The organism is Pluralibacter sp., assembly GCF_019237635.1.
Lineage (GTDB): Bacteria > Pseudomonadota > Gammaproteobacteria > Enterobacterales > Enterobacteriaceae > Enterobacter_B.
In genome coordinates this window covers 1-16,837 of sequence record NZ_JAFAGS010000088.1, presented here as the reverse complement: position 1 = coordinate 16,837, position 16,837 = coordinate 1, and the positions used below count along the sequence as shown (strand labels likewise).

General features: G+C 59.2%; 14 protein-coding genes. 7 read left to right on the top strand and 7 right to left on the bottom strand.

The genetic code is table 11. The annotated features are described in order from the left end of the window. Together JO226_RS10640 and priA are read right to left on the bottom strand one after the other, a co-directional pair. Positions 1 to 200: LacI family DNA-binding transcriptional regulator (locus JO226_RS10640; protein ID WP_293567358.1), on the bottom strand; the 200-nt coding region annotated here is incomplete at its 3' end. A 151-nt stretch (positions 201 to 351) separates the two neighbouring features. After that, a complete protein-coding gene (gene priA / locus JO226_RS10635) occupies positions 352 to 2,550 on the bottom strand; it encodes a primosomal protein N' (RefSeq protein ID WP_293567355.1) in 2,199 nt (732 codons plus the stop codon). A gap of 217 nt (positions 2,551 to 2,767) precedes the next feature. Here priA and rpmE point away from each other — a divergent pair, with 217 nt between their 5' ends. Continuing rightward, the gene (gene rpmE, locus JO226_RS10630) at positions 2,768 to 2,980 is read left to right on the top strand and encodes a 50S ribosomal protein L31 (protein ID WP_000715284.1); all 213 of its coding nucleotides are present in this window, start codon (positions 2,768 to 2,770) and stop codon (positions 2,978 to 2,980) included. A gap of 48 nt (positions 2,981 to 3,028) precedes the next feature. On the opposite strand, the gene metJ is transcribed toward rpmE, so the two are convergent. Continuing rightward, positions 3,029 to 3,346 carry a met regulon transcriptional regulator MetJ gene (gene metJ / locus JO226_RS10625; protein WP_013368276.1) on the bottom strand — a complete coding sequence of 106 codons (318 nt, stop codon included), beginning with the start codon at positions 3,344 to 3,346 and terminating at the stop codon, positions 3,029 to 3,031. A gap of 267 nt (positions 3,347 to 3,613) precedes the next feature. On the opposite strand from metJ, the gene metB reads away from it, so the two are divergent. From metB to JO226_RS10610, 3 genes are all read left to right on the top strand, one after another. Continuing rightward, a complete protein-coding gene (metB, locus tag JO226_RS10620) occupies positions 3,614 to 4,774 on the top strand; it encodes a cystathionine gamma-synthase (protein ID WP_293562894.1) in 1,161 nt (386 codons plus the stop codon). Positions 4,775 to 4,776: 2 nt separating this feature from the next. Beyond that, the gene (locus tag JO226_RS10615) at positions 4,777 to 7,209 is read left to right on the top strand and encodes a bifunctional aspartate kinase/homoserine dehydrogenase II (protein WP_293562893.1); all 2,433 of its coding nucleotides are present in this window, start codon (positions 4,777 to 4,779) and stop codon (positions 7,207 to 7,209) included. Positions 7,210 to 7,361: 152 nt separating this feature from the next. Further along, the gene (locus JO226_RS10610; protein WP_293562892.1) at positions 7,362 to 8,096 is read left to right on the top strand and encodes an aspartate/glutamate racemase family protein; all 735 of its coding nucleotides are present in this window, start codon (positions 7,362 to 7,364) and stop codon (positions 8,094 to 8,096) included. Between the two features lie 6 nt (positions 8,097 to 8,102). Here JO226_RS10610 and hypT read toward each other — a convergent pair whose 3' ends face one another. The 4 genes from hypT to JO226_RS10590 all read right to left on the bottom strand — a co-directional run bounded on the left by hypT (position 8,103) and on the right by JO226_RS10590 (position 11,405). After that, complete coding sequence (gene hypT / locus JO226_RS10605) at positions 8,103 to 9,011, bottom strand: hypochlorite stress DNA-binding transcriptional regulator HypT (RefSeq protein ID WP_293562890.1); 909 nt, start codon at positions 9,009 to 9,011, stop codon at positions 8,103 to 8,105. A 64-nt stretch (positions 9,012 to 9,075) separates the two neighbouring features. After that, positions 9,076 to 10,248 carry a beta-aspartyl-peptidase gene (gene iadA / locus JO226_RS10600; RefSeq protein WP_293562888.1) on the bottom strand — a complete coding sequence of 391 codons (1,173 nt, stop codon included), beginning with the start codon at positions 10,246 to 10,248 and terminating at the stop codon, positions 9,076 to 9,078. A gap of 12 nt (positions 10,249 to 10,260) precedes the next feature. Beyond that, complete coding sequence (locus JO226_RS10595; RefSeq protein WP_293562886.1) at positions 10,261 to 10,722, bottom strand: YjiG family protein; 462 nt, start codon at positions 10,720 to 10,722, stop codon at positions 10,261 to 10,263. Beyond that, positions 10,719 to 11,405, bottom strand: coding sequence for a nucleoside recognition domain-containing protein (locus JO226_RS10590; protein ID WP_293562884.1), 687 nt, complete (start codon positions 11,403 to 11,405; stop codon positions 10,719 to 10,721). The genes JO226_RS10595 and JO226_RS10590 overlap by 4 nt, the downstream gene beginning before the upstream one ends. A gap of 333 nt (positions 11,406 to 11,738) precedes the next feature. Here JO226_RS10590 and metF point away from each other — a divergent pair, with 333 nt between their 5' ends. From metF to JO226_RS10575, 3 genes are all read left to right on the top strand, one after another. Beyond that, positions 11,739 to 12,629 carry a methylenetetrahydrofolate reductase gene (gene metF, locus JO226_RS10585; RefSeq protein ID WP_062739920.1) on the top strand — a complete coding sequence of 297 codons (891 nt, stop codon included), beginning with the start codon at positions 11,739 to 11,741 and terminating at the stop codon, positions 12,627 to 12,629. Positions 12,630 to 12,909: 280 nt separating this feature from the next. Further along, positions 12,910 to 14,583 (top strand): ShlB/FhaC/HecB family hemolysin secretion/activation protein, encoded by a 1,674-nt coding sequence (locus JO226_RS10580; protein WP_293562877.1) that lies wholly within the window; start codon positions 12,910 to 12,912, stop codon positions 14,581 to 14,583. 12 nt (positions 14,584 to 14,595) lie between these two features. After that, positions 14,596 to 16,837, top strand: a 2,242-nt coding sequence (locus tag JO226_RS10575) for a filamentous hemagglutinin N-terminal domain-containing protein (protein WP_293562875.1), incomplete at its 3' end; no start/stop codon positions are given.

Here is a 16,837-nt window from a genome sequence, read left to right as displayed (position 1 = left end):
GATTCATTACGCTTCATGTTCCGCCCGAGCGATTGCGGCAAATAACCCACTTCCAGCGCGGCTTTTTCGACTTTATTGCGTGTCGCCTGGGATACTTTGTCGGGGTTCATTAACGCTCGGGATACGGTTGCCGTAGAGACATTCGCCTTTAAGGCAACATCCTTCATGGTTGCCGCAACAACTTCATTTTTGGGCTTCACCTGGGTTCTCCTCGCAGACGGGAACAGAGACTTCCACTGTCTCTGATATCAGTCTCTTTTTTTATCAGATAGTCAGCCAGGAGAGTTACAGAATTTTCATGAAAATTGTGATGGACGTTGAATTTTTCGATCCACTTCGCAGTGTGACGCGTTAACCCTCGATCGGGTCGACATCCAGGACCCATTTTACCTTGCGCGACGCGGGCAGCGTATTGACCAGCGCCATGGCTCCGCTTAGCACGTGTTGCAGCCGCAGACGAGACGGGTGCTGTAGCACAATCTGCCAGCGCCAGCGGCCGCCGCGTTTTGGCGCCAGCGCCGGAACCGGACCCAACAACCACAGTTTCTCATCGGCCAGCGGGCTGGCCTGCAAGAGATTGCGCAGCTGCTGAAGGAACAGCGGCGCCTGCTGATTATCGTGATCTTCCGCGCGGATCAGCACGTGGCTGGTCCACGGCGGCAGCTGTAGCGTCTGGCGTTCGGCCAGCGCCTGTTGGGCAAAGGCATCGTAGCCGCTGTACAGCAGCGTTTGCAGCAGCGGGTGCTCCGGATGGTGCGTTTGCAGCACCACTTCGCCCTGTTTGCCAGCGCGCCCGGCGCGCCCGGAGACCTGGGTGTAGAGCTGAGCGAAGCGCTCCGCCGAGCGGAAGTCGGCTGAGAACAGCGCGCCGTCGACATCCAGCAACGCCACCAGCGTGACGTCAGGAAAATGGTGGCCCTTCGCCAGCATCTGGGTGCCGATAAGAATGCGCGCGCCGCCGCGGTGGACGTCGGCAAGATATTGCTCCAGGGCGCCCTTACGGCTGGTGGTGTCGCGATCGATACGGGAAATCGGCGTCTGCGGGAACAGCGGTCTCAGCGCCTCTTCAAGCTGCTCAGTGCCCAACCCGACCGGAACCAGATGCGTGGAGCCGCAGGAGGAGCACTGACGCGGCACCGGCCGCTGGCTGTCGCAGTGGTGGCAGCGCAGGTGGCGCTGCGCCTGGTGCAGCGTGTAGTAGTGGTCGCAGCGCGGGCATTCGGCGATCCAGCCGCAGTCGTGGCACAGCAGCGCCGGGGCGAAACCGCGGCGGTTCAGAAACAAAATGACCTGGTTATCCGCCTGTAGATGCTGGCGCATCCGGTTAAGCAATGCCGGAGATAACCCCGCCTGCAACTGCTGGCCTTTCAGATCCAGCACGTGCTGCACGGCCGGGCGGGCGTTACCCGCGCGTTTGGTCAGCTTCAGCTTGCGGTATTTACCCTGACGGACGTTGTGCAGGGTTTCCAGCGCGGGCGTCGCCGAGCCGAGAATCACCGGGATTTGCTCGCTATGCGCGCGCCAGACGGCAAGATCGCGGGCGTGGTAGCGCCAGCCTTCCTGCTGCTTGTAGGAGCTGTCATGCTCTTCATCGATGACGATAACGCCGAGGTTGTTAAACGGCGTAAACAGGGCCGAGCGGGTGCCGATGACGATCGCCGCCTCACCGTTTTTGGCTTTCAGCCAGGCCGACAGGCGTTCGCTGTCGTTGAGGGCGGAGTGCAGCACCTCGACCGGCGCATTAAAACGCTCGCGAAAGCGGGCGATGGTCTGCGGCGTCAGACCGATTTCCGGCACCATGACCAGCGCCTGCTTGCCCTGAGCCAGCACGTTTTCCAGCACGCTGAGATAGACTTCCGTTTTTCCCGAGCCGGTCACGCCGTCCAGCAGCCAGGCGGAAAAGCAGTCGGCATGGCTGTGGATAGCGCCGACTGCGGTGGCCTGTTCGGTATTCAGCCGCAGTCGTTCACCGGCAAGCGTAAACCCGTCGCGCCAGTCGGTTACCGCCGGGGCGACGCTTGCCATGTCGCAGTAGCCTTTTTTCCGCAACCCCTGCAGGGCGACCTCGTTAAACTCAAGCTCCGCGACCTGATGGCGCCAGATATGGCCCTGGCGCAGCGCTGCCAGCGCCTGCTGCTGTTTATGGGAACGCTTCAGGCTGTTGATCTCCACCGCCTGACCTTGTTCGGTCGCGAACCAGTACCACAGCGGCGCGGCGCTGGCGGGTTTCCCCTGCCGCAGCAGAACCGGCAGCGCATGGAACAGCACATCGCCAATCGGGTGATGGTAATATTCCGCCGCCCACAGCAGCATCCGCCATACCGTCGGGGTATAGACCGGTTCGTCGTCCAGCACCTCGATGACCGGCTTGAGATCGCTGAGCGGCAGCTCGCTCTTGTCGCCGCTCGCCACGACGATCCCGACCCGCTCCTGCTGTTTGCCGAACGGCACTCGCACCCGGCACCCGGCCTTGACGCTGACGCCTTCAGGCAGCAGGTAATCAAAGGTACGGGCAAGCGGAACGGGCAGGGCTACATGGGCTACGGGCATCGGCGCTTCCTGGCGTGAAAAACGGACTTGAAATTCGGTGAGACAGTATACACATTGTGATGATCGGTGGCGGATCAGTTTGCATATGATGGTTAAATTCTGTATGATTCGCCGCCTTTGATGCGCTATCTGCGCGGCAAAAAATCCTAATATCAACTTCGCGTGGTGTCTGGCGTTAGGGCTGGAAGAGCGACGCGGCCTTAAACTGAGGTTTCCCATGAAAAAAGGTATTCACCCGAATTATGTAGAAATTACTGCAACCTGTTCTTGCGGTAATGTCATCAAAACCCACTCTACCGTGGGTCACGACCTGAACCTGGACGTGTGCGGCAAATGCCACCCGTTCTTCACTGGTAAGCAGCGTGTTGTTGATACCGGTGGTCGTGTTGAGCGTTTCAACAAACGCTTCAGCATCCCGGGCAGCAAGTAAGTTACCCGAAAAAAAGGCGCCGCAAGGCGCCTTTTTTGCATCTGTGGATCAGTATTCCCACGTTTCCGGATCGATCCCCAGCTCGCGCATGATCGCTTTGGCTTCTTCAGGGATTTCATCGCTGCGCTCTTTACGCAGATCGTCATCGTTCGGTAACGGTTGGCCGGTAAACGCATGCAGGAACGCTTCGCACAGCAGCTCGCTATTGGTCGCATGACGCAGGTTATTCACCTGACGACGGGTGCGTTCATCAGTGAGGATCTTCAACACCTTCAGAGGAATGGAAACTGTAATTTTCTTTACTTGTTCACTCTTCTTACCGTGCTCAGCGTATGGGCTGATATATTCGCCGCTCCATTCAGCCATGAGATACCTTAATCCTCTTCGTCATTAATAAAAGGTCAGAACCTGGGGGTTCAGACATAAACACGCGTAGTTTACCGTAGAGGCGTGACCCTGACACGGGGAAAGCGTCTGCAGATGTGCGCTAATGCAGATAATTTTAACGGCTATTGGTCGATTGCTCAATCTATACGCAAAGAAGTTTAGATGTCCAGATGTATTGACGTCTATTGTATCAGTGGTTACTCTGTGGCCTGACTCTTTATCGACCACGCCAGGAACGATTCACTTATGACGCGTAAACAGGCCACCATCGCAGTGCGTAGCGGGTTAAATGATGACGAACAGTATGGCTGCGTTGTCCCCCCCATTCACCTTTCCAGCACCTATAATTTCACCGGTTTTAACGAACCTCGCGCCCATGACTATTCACGCCGCGGCAACCCAACGCGCGATGTGGTGCAGCGCGCGCTGGCGGAACTGGAAGGGGGCGCGGGCGCGGTATTGACCAATACCGGTATGTCGGCCATTCATCTGGTGACCACCGTTTTCCTGAAGCCAGGCGACCTGCTGGTCGCGCCGCACGACTGTTACGGCGGCAGTTATCGCCTGTTTGATAGCCTGGCCAAACGCGGCTGCTATCGCGTGCTGTTCGTCGATCAGGGCGATGAGCAGGCGCTGCGCGCGGCGCTGGCGGAGAAACCGAAGCTGGTTTTAGTCGAAAGCCCAAGTAATCCATTGTTGCGCGTCGTCGATATTGCGAAAATCTGTAACCTGGCGCGCGACGCAGGGGCGGTGAGCGTGGTCGACAATACGTTCCTGAGCCCGGCGCTGCAAAATCCGCTGACGCTGGGGGCCGATTTGGTGCTGCACTCTTGCACCAAATACCTGAACGGCCACTCCGATGTGGTCGCAGGCGTGGTAATCGCCAAATCCGCGGAAACTGTCACTGAACTGGCGTGGTGGGCGAATAATATCGGCGTCACCGGCAGCGCGTTCGACAGCTACCTGCTGCTGCGCGGCCTGCGTACGCTGTCGCCGCGCATGGAAGTGGCGCAACGCAACGCGCAGGCCATTGTTGACTTCCTCAGGCAGCAGCCGCTGGTGAAAAAGCTGTATCACCCGTCGCTGCCGGATAACCAGGGGCATGAGATTGCCGCCCGTCAGCAAAAAGGGTTCGGCGCGATGCTCAGTTTTGAGCTGGATGGCGACGAGCAAACGCTTCGCCGCTTCTTAAGCGGTCTGTCGCTGTTTACACTGGCAGAGTCGCTGGGCGGGGTGGAGAGCCTTATCTCCCACGCCGCCACCATGACCCATGCGGGCATGGCGCCGGAAGCCCGCGCGGCGGCCGGCATTTCTGAGACGCTGTTACGTATTTCAACCGGTATTGAAGATTGTGAAGATTTAATTGCCGACCTGGAAAATGGGTTCCGGGCAGCAAAAGAGGGGTAACCATGAGTGTGATAGCGCAGGCAGGGGCGAAGGGTCGTCAACTGCATAAGTTTGGTGGCAGTAGTCTGGCGGATGTGAAATGTTACCTGCGTGTGGCAGGTATTATGGCTGAGCACTCGCAGCCCGACGATATGATGGTCGTTTCCGCCGCAGGCAGCACCACCAACCAGTTGATCAACTGGCTGAAGCTCAGCCAGACCGATCGTCTCTCTGCGCATCAGGTACAACAAGCGCTGCGCCGCTATCAGGTCGAGCTGATGACCGGCCTGCTGCCGGCGGATGTCGCCGACAGCATGGTGGCTCAGTTTATCCACGATCTCGAACGTCTGGCGGTGCTGCTTGACAGCGGCATTACCGACGCGGTGTATTCCGAAGTCGTCGGACACGGCGAAGTGTGGTCTGCCCGCCTGATGGCTGCCGTGCTGGAGCAGCAGGGGCTGGCGGCCGCCTGGCTGGATGCCCGCGAGTTTCTGCGTGCGGAACGCGCCGCGCAGCCGCAGGTGGATGAAGGGCTCTCTTACCCGCTTTTGCAGCAGCTGCTGGCGCAGCACCCGCACAAACGTCTGGTGGTGACCGGGTTTATCAGCCGTAACAACGCCGGTGAAACCGTTCTGCTGGGCCGTAACGGCTCTGACTACTCCGCCACCCAGATTGGCGCGCTGGCGGGGGTGTCCCGCGTGACCATCTGGAGCGACGTCGCCGGGGTTTACAGCGCGGACCCGCGCAAAGTGAAGGATGCCTGCCTGCTGCCGCTGCTGCGTCTCGACGAAGCCAGCGAGCTGGCGCGTCTGGCGGCGCCGGTGCTGCACGCCCGTACGCTACAGCCGGTCTCCGGCAGCGATATCGACCTGCAGCTGCGCTGTAGCTATACGCCGGATCAGGGCTCTACCCGCATTGAGCGCGTGCTGGCCTCCGGCACCGGGGCGCGTATCGTCACCAGCCACGACGATATCTGCCTGATTGAATTCCTGGTGCCGACGGGTCATGACTTCAAGCTGGCGCACAAAGAGGTCGAGCTGATTCTCAAGCGCGCCCAGGTGCGCCCGCTGGCGGTCGGCGTGCATACCGACCGCCATCTGCTGCAGTTTTGCTATACCGCCGAGGTGGCCGACAGCGCGCTGAAGCTGCTGGGTGACGCCGGGCTTCCGGGGGAGCTGCGTTTGCGTCAGGGGCTGGCGCTGGTGGCGATGGTCGGGGCGGGCGTGACCCGCAACCCGCTGCACTGTCATCGCTTCTGGCAACAGTTGAAAGGCCAGCCGGTGGAGTTTACCTGGCAGTCGGAAGAGGGGATAAGCCTGGTCGCCGTGCTGCGCACCGGGCCGACGGAGAGCCTGATCCAGGGGCTGCACCAGTCGCTGTTCCGCGCTGAGAAGCGCATCGGCCTGATGCTGTTCGGCAAGGGCAATATCGGTTCCCGCTGGCTGGAGCTGTTCGCCCGCGAGCAGATCACGCTCTCTGCCCGTACCGGCTTTGAGTTTGTACTGGCCGGGGTGGTCGACAGCCGCCGCAGCCTGCTGAACTACGAGGGGCTCGACGCCAGCCGGGCGCTGGCTTTCTTCGACGATGAAGCCGTTGAGCAGGATGAAGAGTCGTTGTTCCTGTGGATGCGCGCGCATCCGTATGACGATCTGGTGGTGCTGGACGTGACCGCCAGCCCGCAACTGGCCGATCAGTACCTCGATTTCGCCAGCCACGGTTTCCACGTGATCAGCGCCAACAAGCTGGCGGGCGCCAGCAACAGCGATAAGTATCGCCGTATCCACGATGCGTTTGAGAAAACCGGCCGTCACTGGCTGTATAACGCCACTGTCGGCGCCGGGTTGCCGGTCAACTTCACGGTGCGCGACCTGCGTGACAGCGGCGATACGATCCTCGCCATCAGCGGGATTTTCTCCGGCACCCTGTCGTGGCTGTTCCTGCAGTTTGACGGCACCGTCCCCTTCACCGATCTGGTGGATCAGGCGTGGCAGCAGGGGCTGACGGAGCCGGACCCGCGCGTTGACCTTTCCGGCAAAGACGTGATGCGCAAGCTGGTGATCCTCGCCCGTGAAGCGGGTTACGACATCGAACCGGACCAGGTGCGCGTGGAGTCGCTGGTGCCGTCGCACTGCGAAGAGGGGTCGATTGATCACTTCTTTGAAAACGGCGATGAGCTGAACGAGCAGATGGTGCAGCGCCTTGAAGCCGCCCGTGAAATGGGCCTGGTGCTGCGCTACGTGGCGCGGTTTGACGCCAATGGCAAAGCGCGCGTCGGCGTTGAAGCGGTGCGTCCGGAACACCCGCTCGCCGCGCTGCTGCCATGCGACAACGTGTTCGCTATCGAGAGCCGCTGGTACCGCGATAACCCGCTGGTGATCCGCGGGCCGGGCGCCGGTCGCGACGTTACCGCCGGGGCGATTCAGTCCGACATCAACCGCCTGGCGCAACTGCTGTAATGCGGTTCTCCCCCATCCCGGCGGATGGGGAGAATATCCCGCTGGCGCGTCCGCGATAACTTTTATGCATAGTCGCTAATAAATCGGCATTTTTTACATAAACATCATGCTGATAGTGTGTTCCTGTCGAGGGTAAACAGGCAGGAGCAGCGATGAAACACACCATAGGCATACTGGGCGGCATGGGGCCTGCGGCAACGGCCGACATGCTGGAGAAATTTGTCGCATTGCGCCGCGCCAGCTGCGATCAGCAGCACATCCCGCTGATTGTCAGCTCCATTCCCGATATTCCCGATCGTACGGCCTGCTTATTGTCCGGCGGCCCCTCACCCTACCACTATCTTGAGCAGTACCTGCATATGCTGGAAGCCGCGGGAGCGGAGTGCATTGTCATCCCCTGCAACACGGCCCATTACTGGTTTGACGATTTGCAGGCGGTTGCGAAGGTGGAGATGATCAGCATCCTCGACGCCACGCTGAACGCCATTCCCGCGTCGGTCTCGTGCGTCGGGCTGCTGGCGACCGATGCGACGCTGGCGGCCCGGCTCTACCAGGATAAAGCCGCAGCGCGGGGCATCACGCTGATTCAGCCTGAGCGCGAAGGCCAGGCGCAGGTGATGCAGGCCATCTACGCGCTGAAACGCGGCGATAAAGCGGCGGCCGAAGCGCTGCTGCTGCCGCAGATACGCCAACTGACCGCCCACGGCGCGCAGGCGATCATTATGGGCTGTACCGAAATTCCGCTGATTGTCGCCGGGCATGAAGCTGAATTCAGCTGTCGGTTTGTCGACTCCACCGCCTCGCTGGTGCGTGCGGCGATCCGCTGGTACGAAGCCTGGCCGGATACCCGCGCGATGCCCGTATCATCTCAGCCAGCGCTTGTCTGAACCGGGTCAGGTCGCGGCGTGCTGTTGACGCAAATCGCGCCAGAAAACCTCGGCGACCTGGCTCATTCGGGTATTCATACGGTAAGCATACGCTTCAATCGGGATAATCAGTTCATCGGCGTTTAATACCACCAGCTGTCCACGGCGGATTTCCTCTTCAATGGCATATTCCGGCAGCCAGGCGACGCCGCAGCCGTCCAGTGTAATGCGCTTTAGCAGTTCGCTCATGGATGAGACAAAAAAGGTGCTGAAGCTCAGTTGCGGGTGGCGGGTGAGCGTGCGGTTGATAAGCCTGCCCATGTAAGAGTTACGGCTGTAGTTGAGCAGGGGAAAATGCGGCTGATCCAGGGTGTAGCGCGCTTTTCCCTGCGCGTCGCTGGCGCATACCGGAAAAAGACGCGATTCAAACAGGCGGATATGGTCGAACGGCGGTTGCAGCAGGTTCTCGTCGTAGTAGGAAAAGATAAAGTCGCTCTGCCCTTCGCGCAGCATATCCACGGCCTGATCCACATCGATAGCTTCGACGGCGTAGGTGAAATGCGTCGGCATCTGTTTAACGATGGACGGAAGCAGGCCGAGCGACAGCGAATGCGCCGCCGCCAGCTTGATTTTACGCAGCGCGAAATCGCTGCCGCCGCGCAATTCGGTCAGGTTGCTTTCCAGCTGCTGCAGCAAATGGCGAACCTGGGAGTGAAAGATTTTTCCCTGCTCGGTGAACTGTAGCGGAGAGACCTGGCGGTTGAATAATTCCACCCCTACCGCGTGCTCAAGCGAACGAATGCGCCGACTGAAAGCGGGCTGCGAGACGTTACGGAGAATGGCCGCCTGGGAGAAATTTCGGCATTTTTCCAGGGTCAGAAAATCATAAAGCCATTTTGTTTCAATGTTATGCAAGCCCACTCCACTTACGTCCATAAGGGTCTACTCTGTCAGCCGTCCATGTGGACATTTTACGACCATTCGGACGGCTGACAATCCTTCAGGCAGATTCAAAGGTGCCTTTGACGCAGGCTTTCCCGTCCGCAACCATACATTTTCCGCGGGCGAAAACCTGTTCAATACGGAGTTCCGGCGTCAGAACCAGCAGGTCAGCGTCGTGACCCGGCGCAATTTCGCCTTTCGTCGTCAGGCCAAGAAACGCCGCCACGCTGGTGGTGAGCGGACGCAGCGCATCCGTCAGGCTAAAGCCATGGCGCTGTACCAGGGTTTGCAGCGTTTCCAGCAGGCTGGTAAAACCCGCCACGCCGATACCGGTCAGATTACCTGCGGCATCAAACAGCGGCTGGCTGCCGTTGCCGTCGGAGCTGAGCGTGACCTGGGCCAGCGGCACACCAGCGCCGACCGCCCGGGTGATACCTTCCGCAGGCGTGACCGGGCCGGGAATGCCGCTGGTGATATCAATCACCCCGCCTTTGCGCGCAAAGGCGAGCGCCTGCTCGAACAGATATTCGCTGCGATTAACGTGGGTCGGGAGCAGTTTGCCGATGGGGACATCGCTGTTTTGCAGAATATCGTACAGCGGCTGTAGCCCTTTATTACTGCTGCCCATATGGAACACGCTGACGCCGGGTTTACCGCCGAGCAGTCCACCCACTCGCGATGCAGCGGCCATGCTGGCGAGGTGATACGCGTCCGGCGCGCTGGAGCGGTGGTCGGAGACGGCGCACTTCACGCCGATCACGCGATCGATCAACGCCACGTCTTTCTCCACCGAGCCGGTTATCGTCGGGGAGGGAACGTGATAAGCGCCGGTCAGCATCCAGGCGGTGATCCCTTCTTCGTTCAACGCCCGGGTTTTCGCCAGTAGCGATTCGGGGTGGCGAGTGATGGAATCTGTGCCAAGCAGGCCCACCACCGTTGTGATCCCGGCTTCCGTCAGGCGGCTTAACGTCACCTCCGGCGTGCGTGTCGTCGGCCCCGCTTCGCCGCCACCGCCAATCAAATGGACGTGCTGGTCGATAAAACCGGGGCATAGCAGGCGGCCATGCAGCGGAATCAGGGTGCAGTCCGGCACGGTATCCGGCGGGATATGGCGATCGACAGCGATAATTTTACCGTTGGCGACCAGCACGTCGCATGTTCCCCGGTCTTCTGGCGCAAACAGCTGCGCGCCCTGCAGCAGCAGAAACTGCGCGGCGGATAAATCAGGCATGGTGACTCCTTGCTAAACAATAAGCTGCATAACCCAGATGGACAGCAGCGCGTTGATGGCGCAAACGGCGATGATGTGTGGGTAATATTTGGCGTTCACTTCGGCGGTACCCAGACAGCGGCCCACGTTCTGCACCGGGTTGCCCATCAGGTAGATGGCGGGCAGCAGAACGGTAACGTCATGGCCGTTTAACGCCCCAGCCGCCAGCAGGCTTGCCGATACGCCGACCGCGCCGCCCATACTCATCAGCGAAGCCAACAGGACGGTCGCCGCTTCGCCGGGCAGCCCCCACAGCGCCATGACGGGCTGACAGATGTGCCCTACCCAGTCCAGCAGTCCGGTGATTTTCAACGCCTGGATAATGACGAACGCCATGACGACGTTAGGCAGCAGGTTGGTGGTGGCTATCGTGAAACCGCGGCGGGCGCCATCGATAAACATATCCATGACATTTTTTCGCACCTGCGTCGTCATGATGTCGCTCCTTGTGTTGGGGTACGGCGTTCTTCCAGGTTAATCCACAGACGCAGCAGATTGGCGCCGATAAATTTAAACACCAGAATCACCGCCAGCGGCACAATGACGGAGGTGCCGAGAAAAGCGAACACCGCCACGCCGGAGGAGAAGTAGTTAGTGATGATGGCGCTGCCGCTGGTCTGGTACGCTACAAAAATGACTTTATCCCGCTCGGTAATCTCGCCGTCTTGCGCCAGCTCCTTCGTCATACCGGCGGCGGCGTCGGTGTTTTGCAGGTTGGCGATCAGCGCTAATGAGCAAATCCCTGGGATGCCCAGCAGCGGCTTGAGGACCGGGGTCATCAGTTGCTGCGCCGCCCGCAGGCCGCCAAGACCATCGGTAATGGCGATGATGCCCAGCGACAGAATGACCGATGGCGCAAGCTCAAGGGCGAAAAGAAAACCATCTTTAGCCCCCGCGCCGCCGGTGCCGCGAAATGTCAGCGCTGCTTTATCCAGGCTGTTGGCGATGTGGCCGAATGAGCCATTTAATACTGTAAAATCAAAGACTCGCCACCAGCCATCGCTGCCGGAGAAAACACCGGAAAAAAAGATGATGGTGAGGAAAAAAGATAAATACCCTTTGAGGCCGACCCGTTCTGTATCCAGCGGCATGGCCGCGTCTTCTCCTTGTTGCGCCATAATATTCCCCGTGATGATTTTTAATATGTTGTGTCGTGTTACTGCCAACATGGGTCGTAAATAACCCAAAACAGAATGACCTTATCAGCCATGTGGTTATTGGGAAAATGCAAGTATGTATCGCGCTATGCGTTTCATGCATAGCGCGGCGAGGAGGGTGGGGCAGAGGCGACATCATGAATTTTTTTCATCTTCACTGAATATTCCTCACCCTCATTGCTGTTTTTTCAGTTGACGGCGGTCGCCTTTTCCGTCATTTTTACATCTGGACGTCTAAACGTATAGAAGTTCGAAAAACAACACACCATGACACGCGATAGATAGAGGTACGGTATGAGCTTTTTTCACGCCAACCAGCGGGAAGCCCTGAATCAGAGCCTGGCAGAGTTAGATGGCCAGATTAATGTTTCCTTTGAGTTTTTCCCGCCGCGCACCAGTGAAATGGAGCAAACCCTGTGGGCCTCTATCGACAGACTGAGCAGCCTGAAGCCCAAATTCGTCTCCGTAACCTATGGCGCGAACTCCGGCGAGCGCGATCGCACCCACAGCATCATCAAAGGGATTAAAGAGCGTACCGGTCTTGAGGCGGCGCCGCATCTGACCTGTATTGACGCCACCCGCGACGAACTGCGCGCCATCGCGCAGGACTACTGGAACAACGGCATCCGTCATATCGTGGCGCTGCGCGGCGATTTACCGCCCGGTAGCGGCAAACCGGATATGTATGCCGCCGATCTGGTATCGTTGCTTAAAGAGGTGGGGGATTTTGATATTTCCGTGGCCGCGTACCCGGAAGTTCACCCGGAAGCGAAAAGCGCGCAGGCGGACCTGCTGAACCTGAAGCGCAAAATTGATGCCGGCGCCAACCGCGCCATCACCCAGTTCTTCTTTGATGTTGAAAGCTACCTGCGTTTTCGCGATCGCTGCGCCGCGACCGGTATCGATGTCGAGATTGTCCCCGGTATTCTGCCGGTCTCAAACTTTAAGCAGGCGAAAAAGTTTGCCGACATGACCAACGTGCGCATTCCGGCCTGGATGGCGAAAATGTTTGATGGTCTGGACGACGACGCGGAAACCCGCAAGCTGGTCGGCGCGAATATCGCGATGGATATGGTGAAAATTCTCAGCCGCGAAGGGGTAAAGGATTTCCACTTTTATACCCTGAACCGCGCCGAAATGAGTTACGCCATTTGCCACACGCTGGGCGTGCGTCCGGCAGTATAATTTCAGTTTCCCTTCTTTTGACCCGTCGTGGTGATATCACCCGGCGGGTTTATTTATATTCTCTCCGTTATTATTGCAAAAATCATTATTAAATTTGCGATAAGTTTATTTTTCTCTTCCCGACATTATTCAGTTTGTTTTTTAACGTCACGAAATTTGTTTTTTAAGTTAAATAACATTTGTTTTTTGGTCAAATTGTGATTATGTATTGCTAATTATAAATTGCCCGGCATATCATTCAGTGTGCGAACGGCAATATTTCAGCAATGGTAAGTCAGGGATGAAGCGTCACTTAATTAAATACGGCCTTATTTTAGGGGGGCTCGGGTTTGTTTTTCCCGTTAGCGCCGTGCCATTATCGCCAGCCGATCGGGACAGTATTCAGCAACAACAACAGCAATTACTCGAACAAAACCAGCGCCAGCGCGATGAGCTGGAAAGAAGCACGTTATTGCCTCGTCTCCCGACAGCCAGGCCCGCCGAAACGGCGAAAGGCCCCTGTTTTACGGTATCCCGCATTGCGCTTGAAGGCGCCACGCAGATGAGTCCGCGCGAGCAGCAACGCGTCACTGCGCCGTGGCGGAACCAGTGTCTGGATATCGCGCGCCTCAATGACCTGACGAATCAGATTTCGGACTGGTATATCAGCCGCGGTTATATCACCAGTCGGGCATTTTTAACCGAGCAGGATCTTTCTGGCGGTACGCTGCATATTGCGGTGCTGGAGGGAAAACTTCAGGAAATACATCTTGAGGGCGTTCCGGCCCGTACCCTGAAAATGGTATTCCCCGGCCTTGAGGGCCAGATCCTTAATCTGCGGGATATTGAGCAGGGTATGGAGCAGATCAACCGGATACGCAAGACGCCGGTGGAAATTGAAATTCAGCCTGGCGACAGCCAGGGGTGGTCCATTGTGAATCTGACGGCCAAACCTGAATTTCCGTTAAGTGCAACGCTGAGCTTCGATAATAGCGGGCAAAAGGTTACTGGCGTCGGGCAAATTAGCGGCTCATTAGTCGGGAATAATTTACTGGGGCTGGCGGACCAGTGGTTTGTCAGCGGCGGGCGCAGCAGCGATTTCGCCACCGCGAAGGATGCGCAAAATTTCGCGGCGGGGGTCAGCGTGCCCTGGGGCTACAGCCTGTTTGACTACAGCTACAGCTGGAATAACTACCTCGCGACCATCGACAACAACGGTTATTTATGGCGTTCGCGCGGCGATACCCAAACGCAGCGCGTGAATTTTTCCCATGTCCTGTTTCGCAATGGCGATATCAAGACCGGGATGTCGCTCGGCGTAAACCAGCGAATCAACCGCAACTACCTGAACGACGTGAAGCTTGAAAGCAGCAGCCGGACGTTGACCAGCCTGCTGTTTGGCATCAACCACACACAAAAAACGTTTGGCGGGGTCGCCACGTTTAACCCGACGTTCAGCCGCGGCGTGCCGTGGCTCGGGGCGCAAAATGATGACGGTAACCCCGGCGACCTGCCGAAAGCGCAGTTTCGCAAATGGAGCCTGAACGCCAGCTTCCAGCGTCCGCTGGCGGAGAAGTTGTGGTGGCTGACCAGCGTCTACGGTCAGTGGTCGCCAGACCGTCTGTACGGCAGCGAGCGCGTGACCCTCGGCGGCGAGAGCTCGGTTCGCGGTTTTAAGGAGCAAAGCATCTCCGGCGATAACGGCGGCTACTGGCGTAACGAGCTCAACTACACCCTGTTTACCCTGCCGGTGATAGGCCAGGTCAGCAGCGTGGTAGCGCTGGACGGCGGCTGGCTGCAGTCCGACCCGCTCGACCGCCAGTCATCGGGAACGCTGTGGGGCGCCGCCGTAGGGTTAAACACGGCGAACCGCTGGGTTTCAACGCAATTTACCGTCGGGACGCCGCTTGCGTACCCGGACTGGCTTGGCCCGGATCATGTCAGCGTCTATTACCGCGTCGCCGTGGCGTTTTAAGGATTAAAGAATATGGACCGTTCTCCCGTTAGCTTTTCACGTCGTGCCCTGAGCTACCTGATTTGCGCGCTGCTGGTCGGGCAGCCGGTCGCGCCTGCGTTTGCCGCGGCGCTGACGCCTGTCGGCCAGACGACGACCGACCAGGCGGGCAACGGCGTGCCGGTGGTGAATATCGCCACGCCTAACGGGGCGGGGGTCTCCCATAACCCGTTTAAGGACTACAACGTCGGCAGCGAGGGGCTGATTCTGAATAACGCCAGCGGGCGGCTTAATCAGACCCAGCTCGGGGGGATTATCCAGAACAACCCGCACCTGCAGGCCGGGAAAGAGGCCAGAGCCATCATCAACGAGGTGACGGGCGGCAGCCGGTCACAGTTACAGGGCTACACGGAGGTGGCGGGCAAAGCGGCGAATGTGATGGTCGCAAACCCGTACGGCATTACCTGTAACGGCTGTGGTTTCATCAATACTCCGCAGGCGACGCTGACCACCGGGAAACCGGTCTTTGACGCCAACGGCAATTTGCAGGCGCTTGAGGTGAGAAAAGGCGCCATCACTATCGAAGGAAAGGGGATCGACGCCAGCGGCAGCGATGCGCTGTCGTTAATCTCCCGCGCCACGGAGATTAACGCCCGGATCCACGCCAAAAATTTGAACATTATCGCCGGGGCCAACCGCGTTAACGCCGACGGCAGCGTACAGGCGTTGCAGGGGGAAGGCAGCGCGCCTGCGGTCGCCGTCGATACTGGCGCGCTTGGCGGGATGTACGCCAACCGTATCCATCTGGTGTCCAGCGAAAAAGGGCTGGGCGTCAACCTCGGCAACCTGAATGCCCGCCAGGGGGATATTCAGCTCGATGCCAGCGGCAAGCTGACGGTCAATAACAGCCTGGCCAGCGGTAGCCTGACGGCGCGCGGCGATGGCGTAACGTTAACGGGCAGCCACAAGAGCGGCGGCGCAATGTCGGTGACCAGTTCGCAGGCGCTGGCGCTGAACAACGCCCAACTTGCCAGCAGCAAGGCGGATGTGACGTTACAGAGCGGCGGGGCGTTATCGGCACAGGGAAGCACGCTCTCCGCAGGCAATAACCTGACGCTGAAGGCGCAACAGATTGCGCTGGATGGCGGCTCGCGGGCGGATGCGACAGGCGATGTGCATCTGCAGGCCAGCGAGATGACCATCCAGGCGCAGCTCAACGTGGGTCGCAACTTTTCCCTGAACGCCGATCGCGCAACAAACGGCGGCCAGCTTGTCGCGAAGGGGCGCATGGATCTCAACGCCGGGAGCCTGAGCAACAGCGGAACGCTGCAGGGCAACGACGTGGCGGTGAAGGCCGAGACGCTGAGCAACCGCGGCAGCCTGCAAAGCGGCGGAGCGCTGAACGTGAATGTGAACCGCTTAACCCAGCAGGGCAGCCTCAGCGCGAAAGGCGATGCCGCCATTGCGGCACGCGATGGGCTGCACAACAGCGGCAGCATAACCGCGGACGGCAAGCTTGACGTGACCGCCGACGATCTCACCCAGGACGGTACGCTTTCCGGCAGCGCCGGGCTTAAGGTCACCGCCGGACAACTGGCGAGCCGCCAGGGCGCGTTGACGACCAGCCAGGGGGATATTGCTATCGCCGCCGCGCGGGATGTCAGCCTCGACGGCAGTGTTGAGGCGCAAGGCGCGCTCGCCGTCAGCGGCAAACACCTGAGTACCGGGTCATCCGCGCAGCTGCAAAGCGGCAAGGAGATGACCCTGGCGGCGGACAGCGCCAACCTGAACGGTACCCATGCGGCGAAAGACAGCATCAGCGTGGCGGCGCAAACGCTGAACCACGGCGGCAAATCTAACGCGCAGCGCATCACTCTTACCGCGCCGCAGACCCTCAACAATCGCGGGACGCTGGTGGCGGACTCGCTCACCTTGACCGGCCAGCAGATAACCAACAGCGGCTTACTGAAAGGGGTTAACGCGCTCAACCTGCACGCCGACGCGCTGGACAACCTCGCGGGCGGTACGCTGTACAGCGCGGCCTCGCTGGCGCTGGAGATCCCCGAACTGACCAACAGCGGGCTGATCACCACCGATGGCGACCTGACGCTGAAGGGCAATCAGCTGGTGAACCGCGGCGAGATCAACGGCGTTAACCTGCGCAGCGAATATGCCACGCTGCGCGGCGACAGCGACAGCCGCATGCTGGCGGACGAGGCGCTGAGCATTCAGGCGCAGCGCGTTGAAAACAGCGGCCTGCTGGCCGGGGATACGC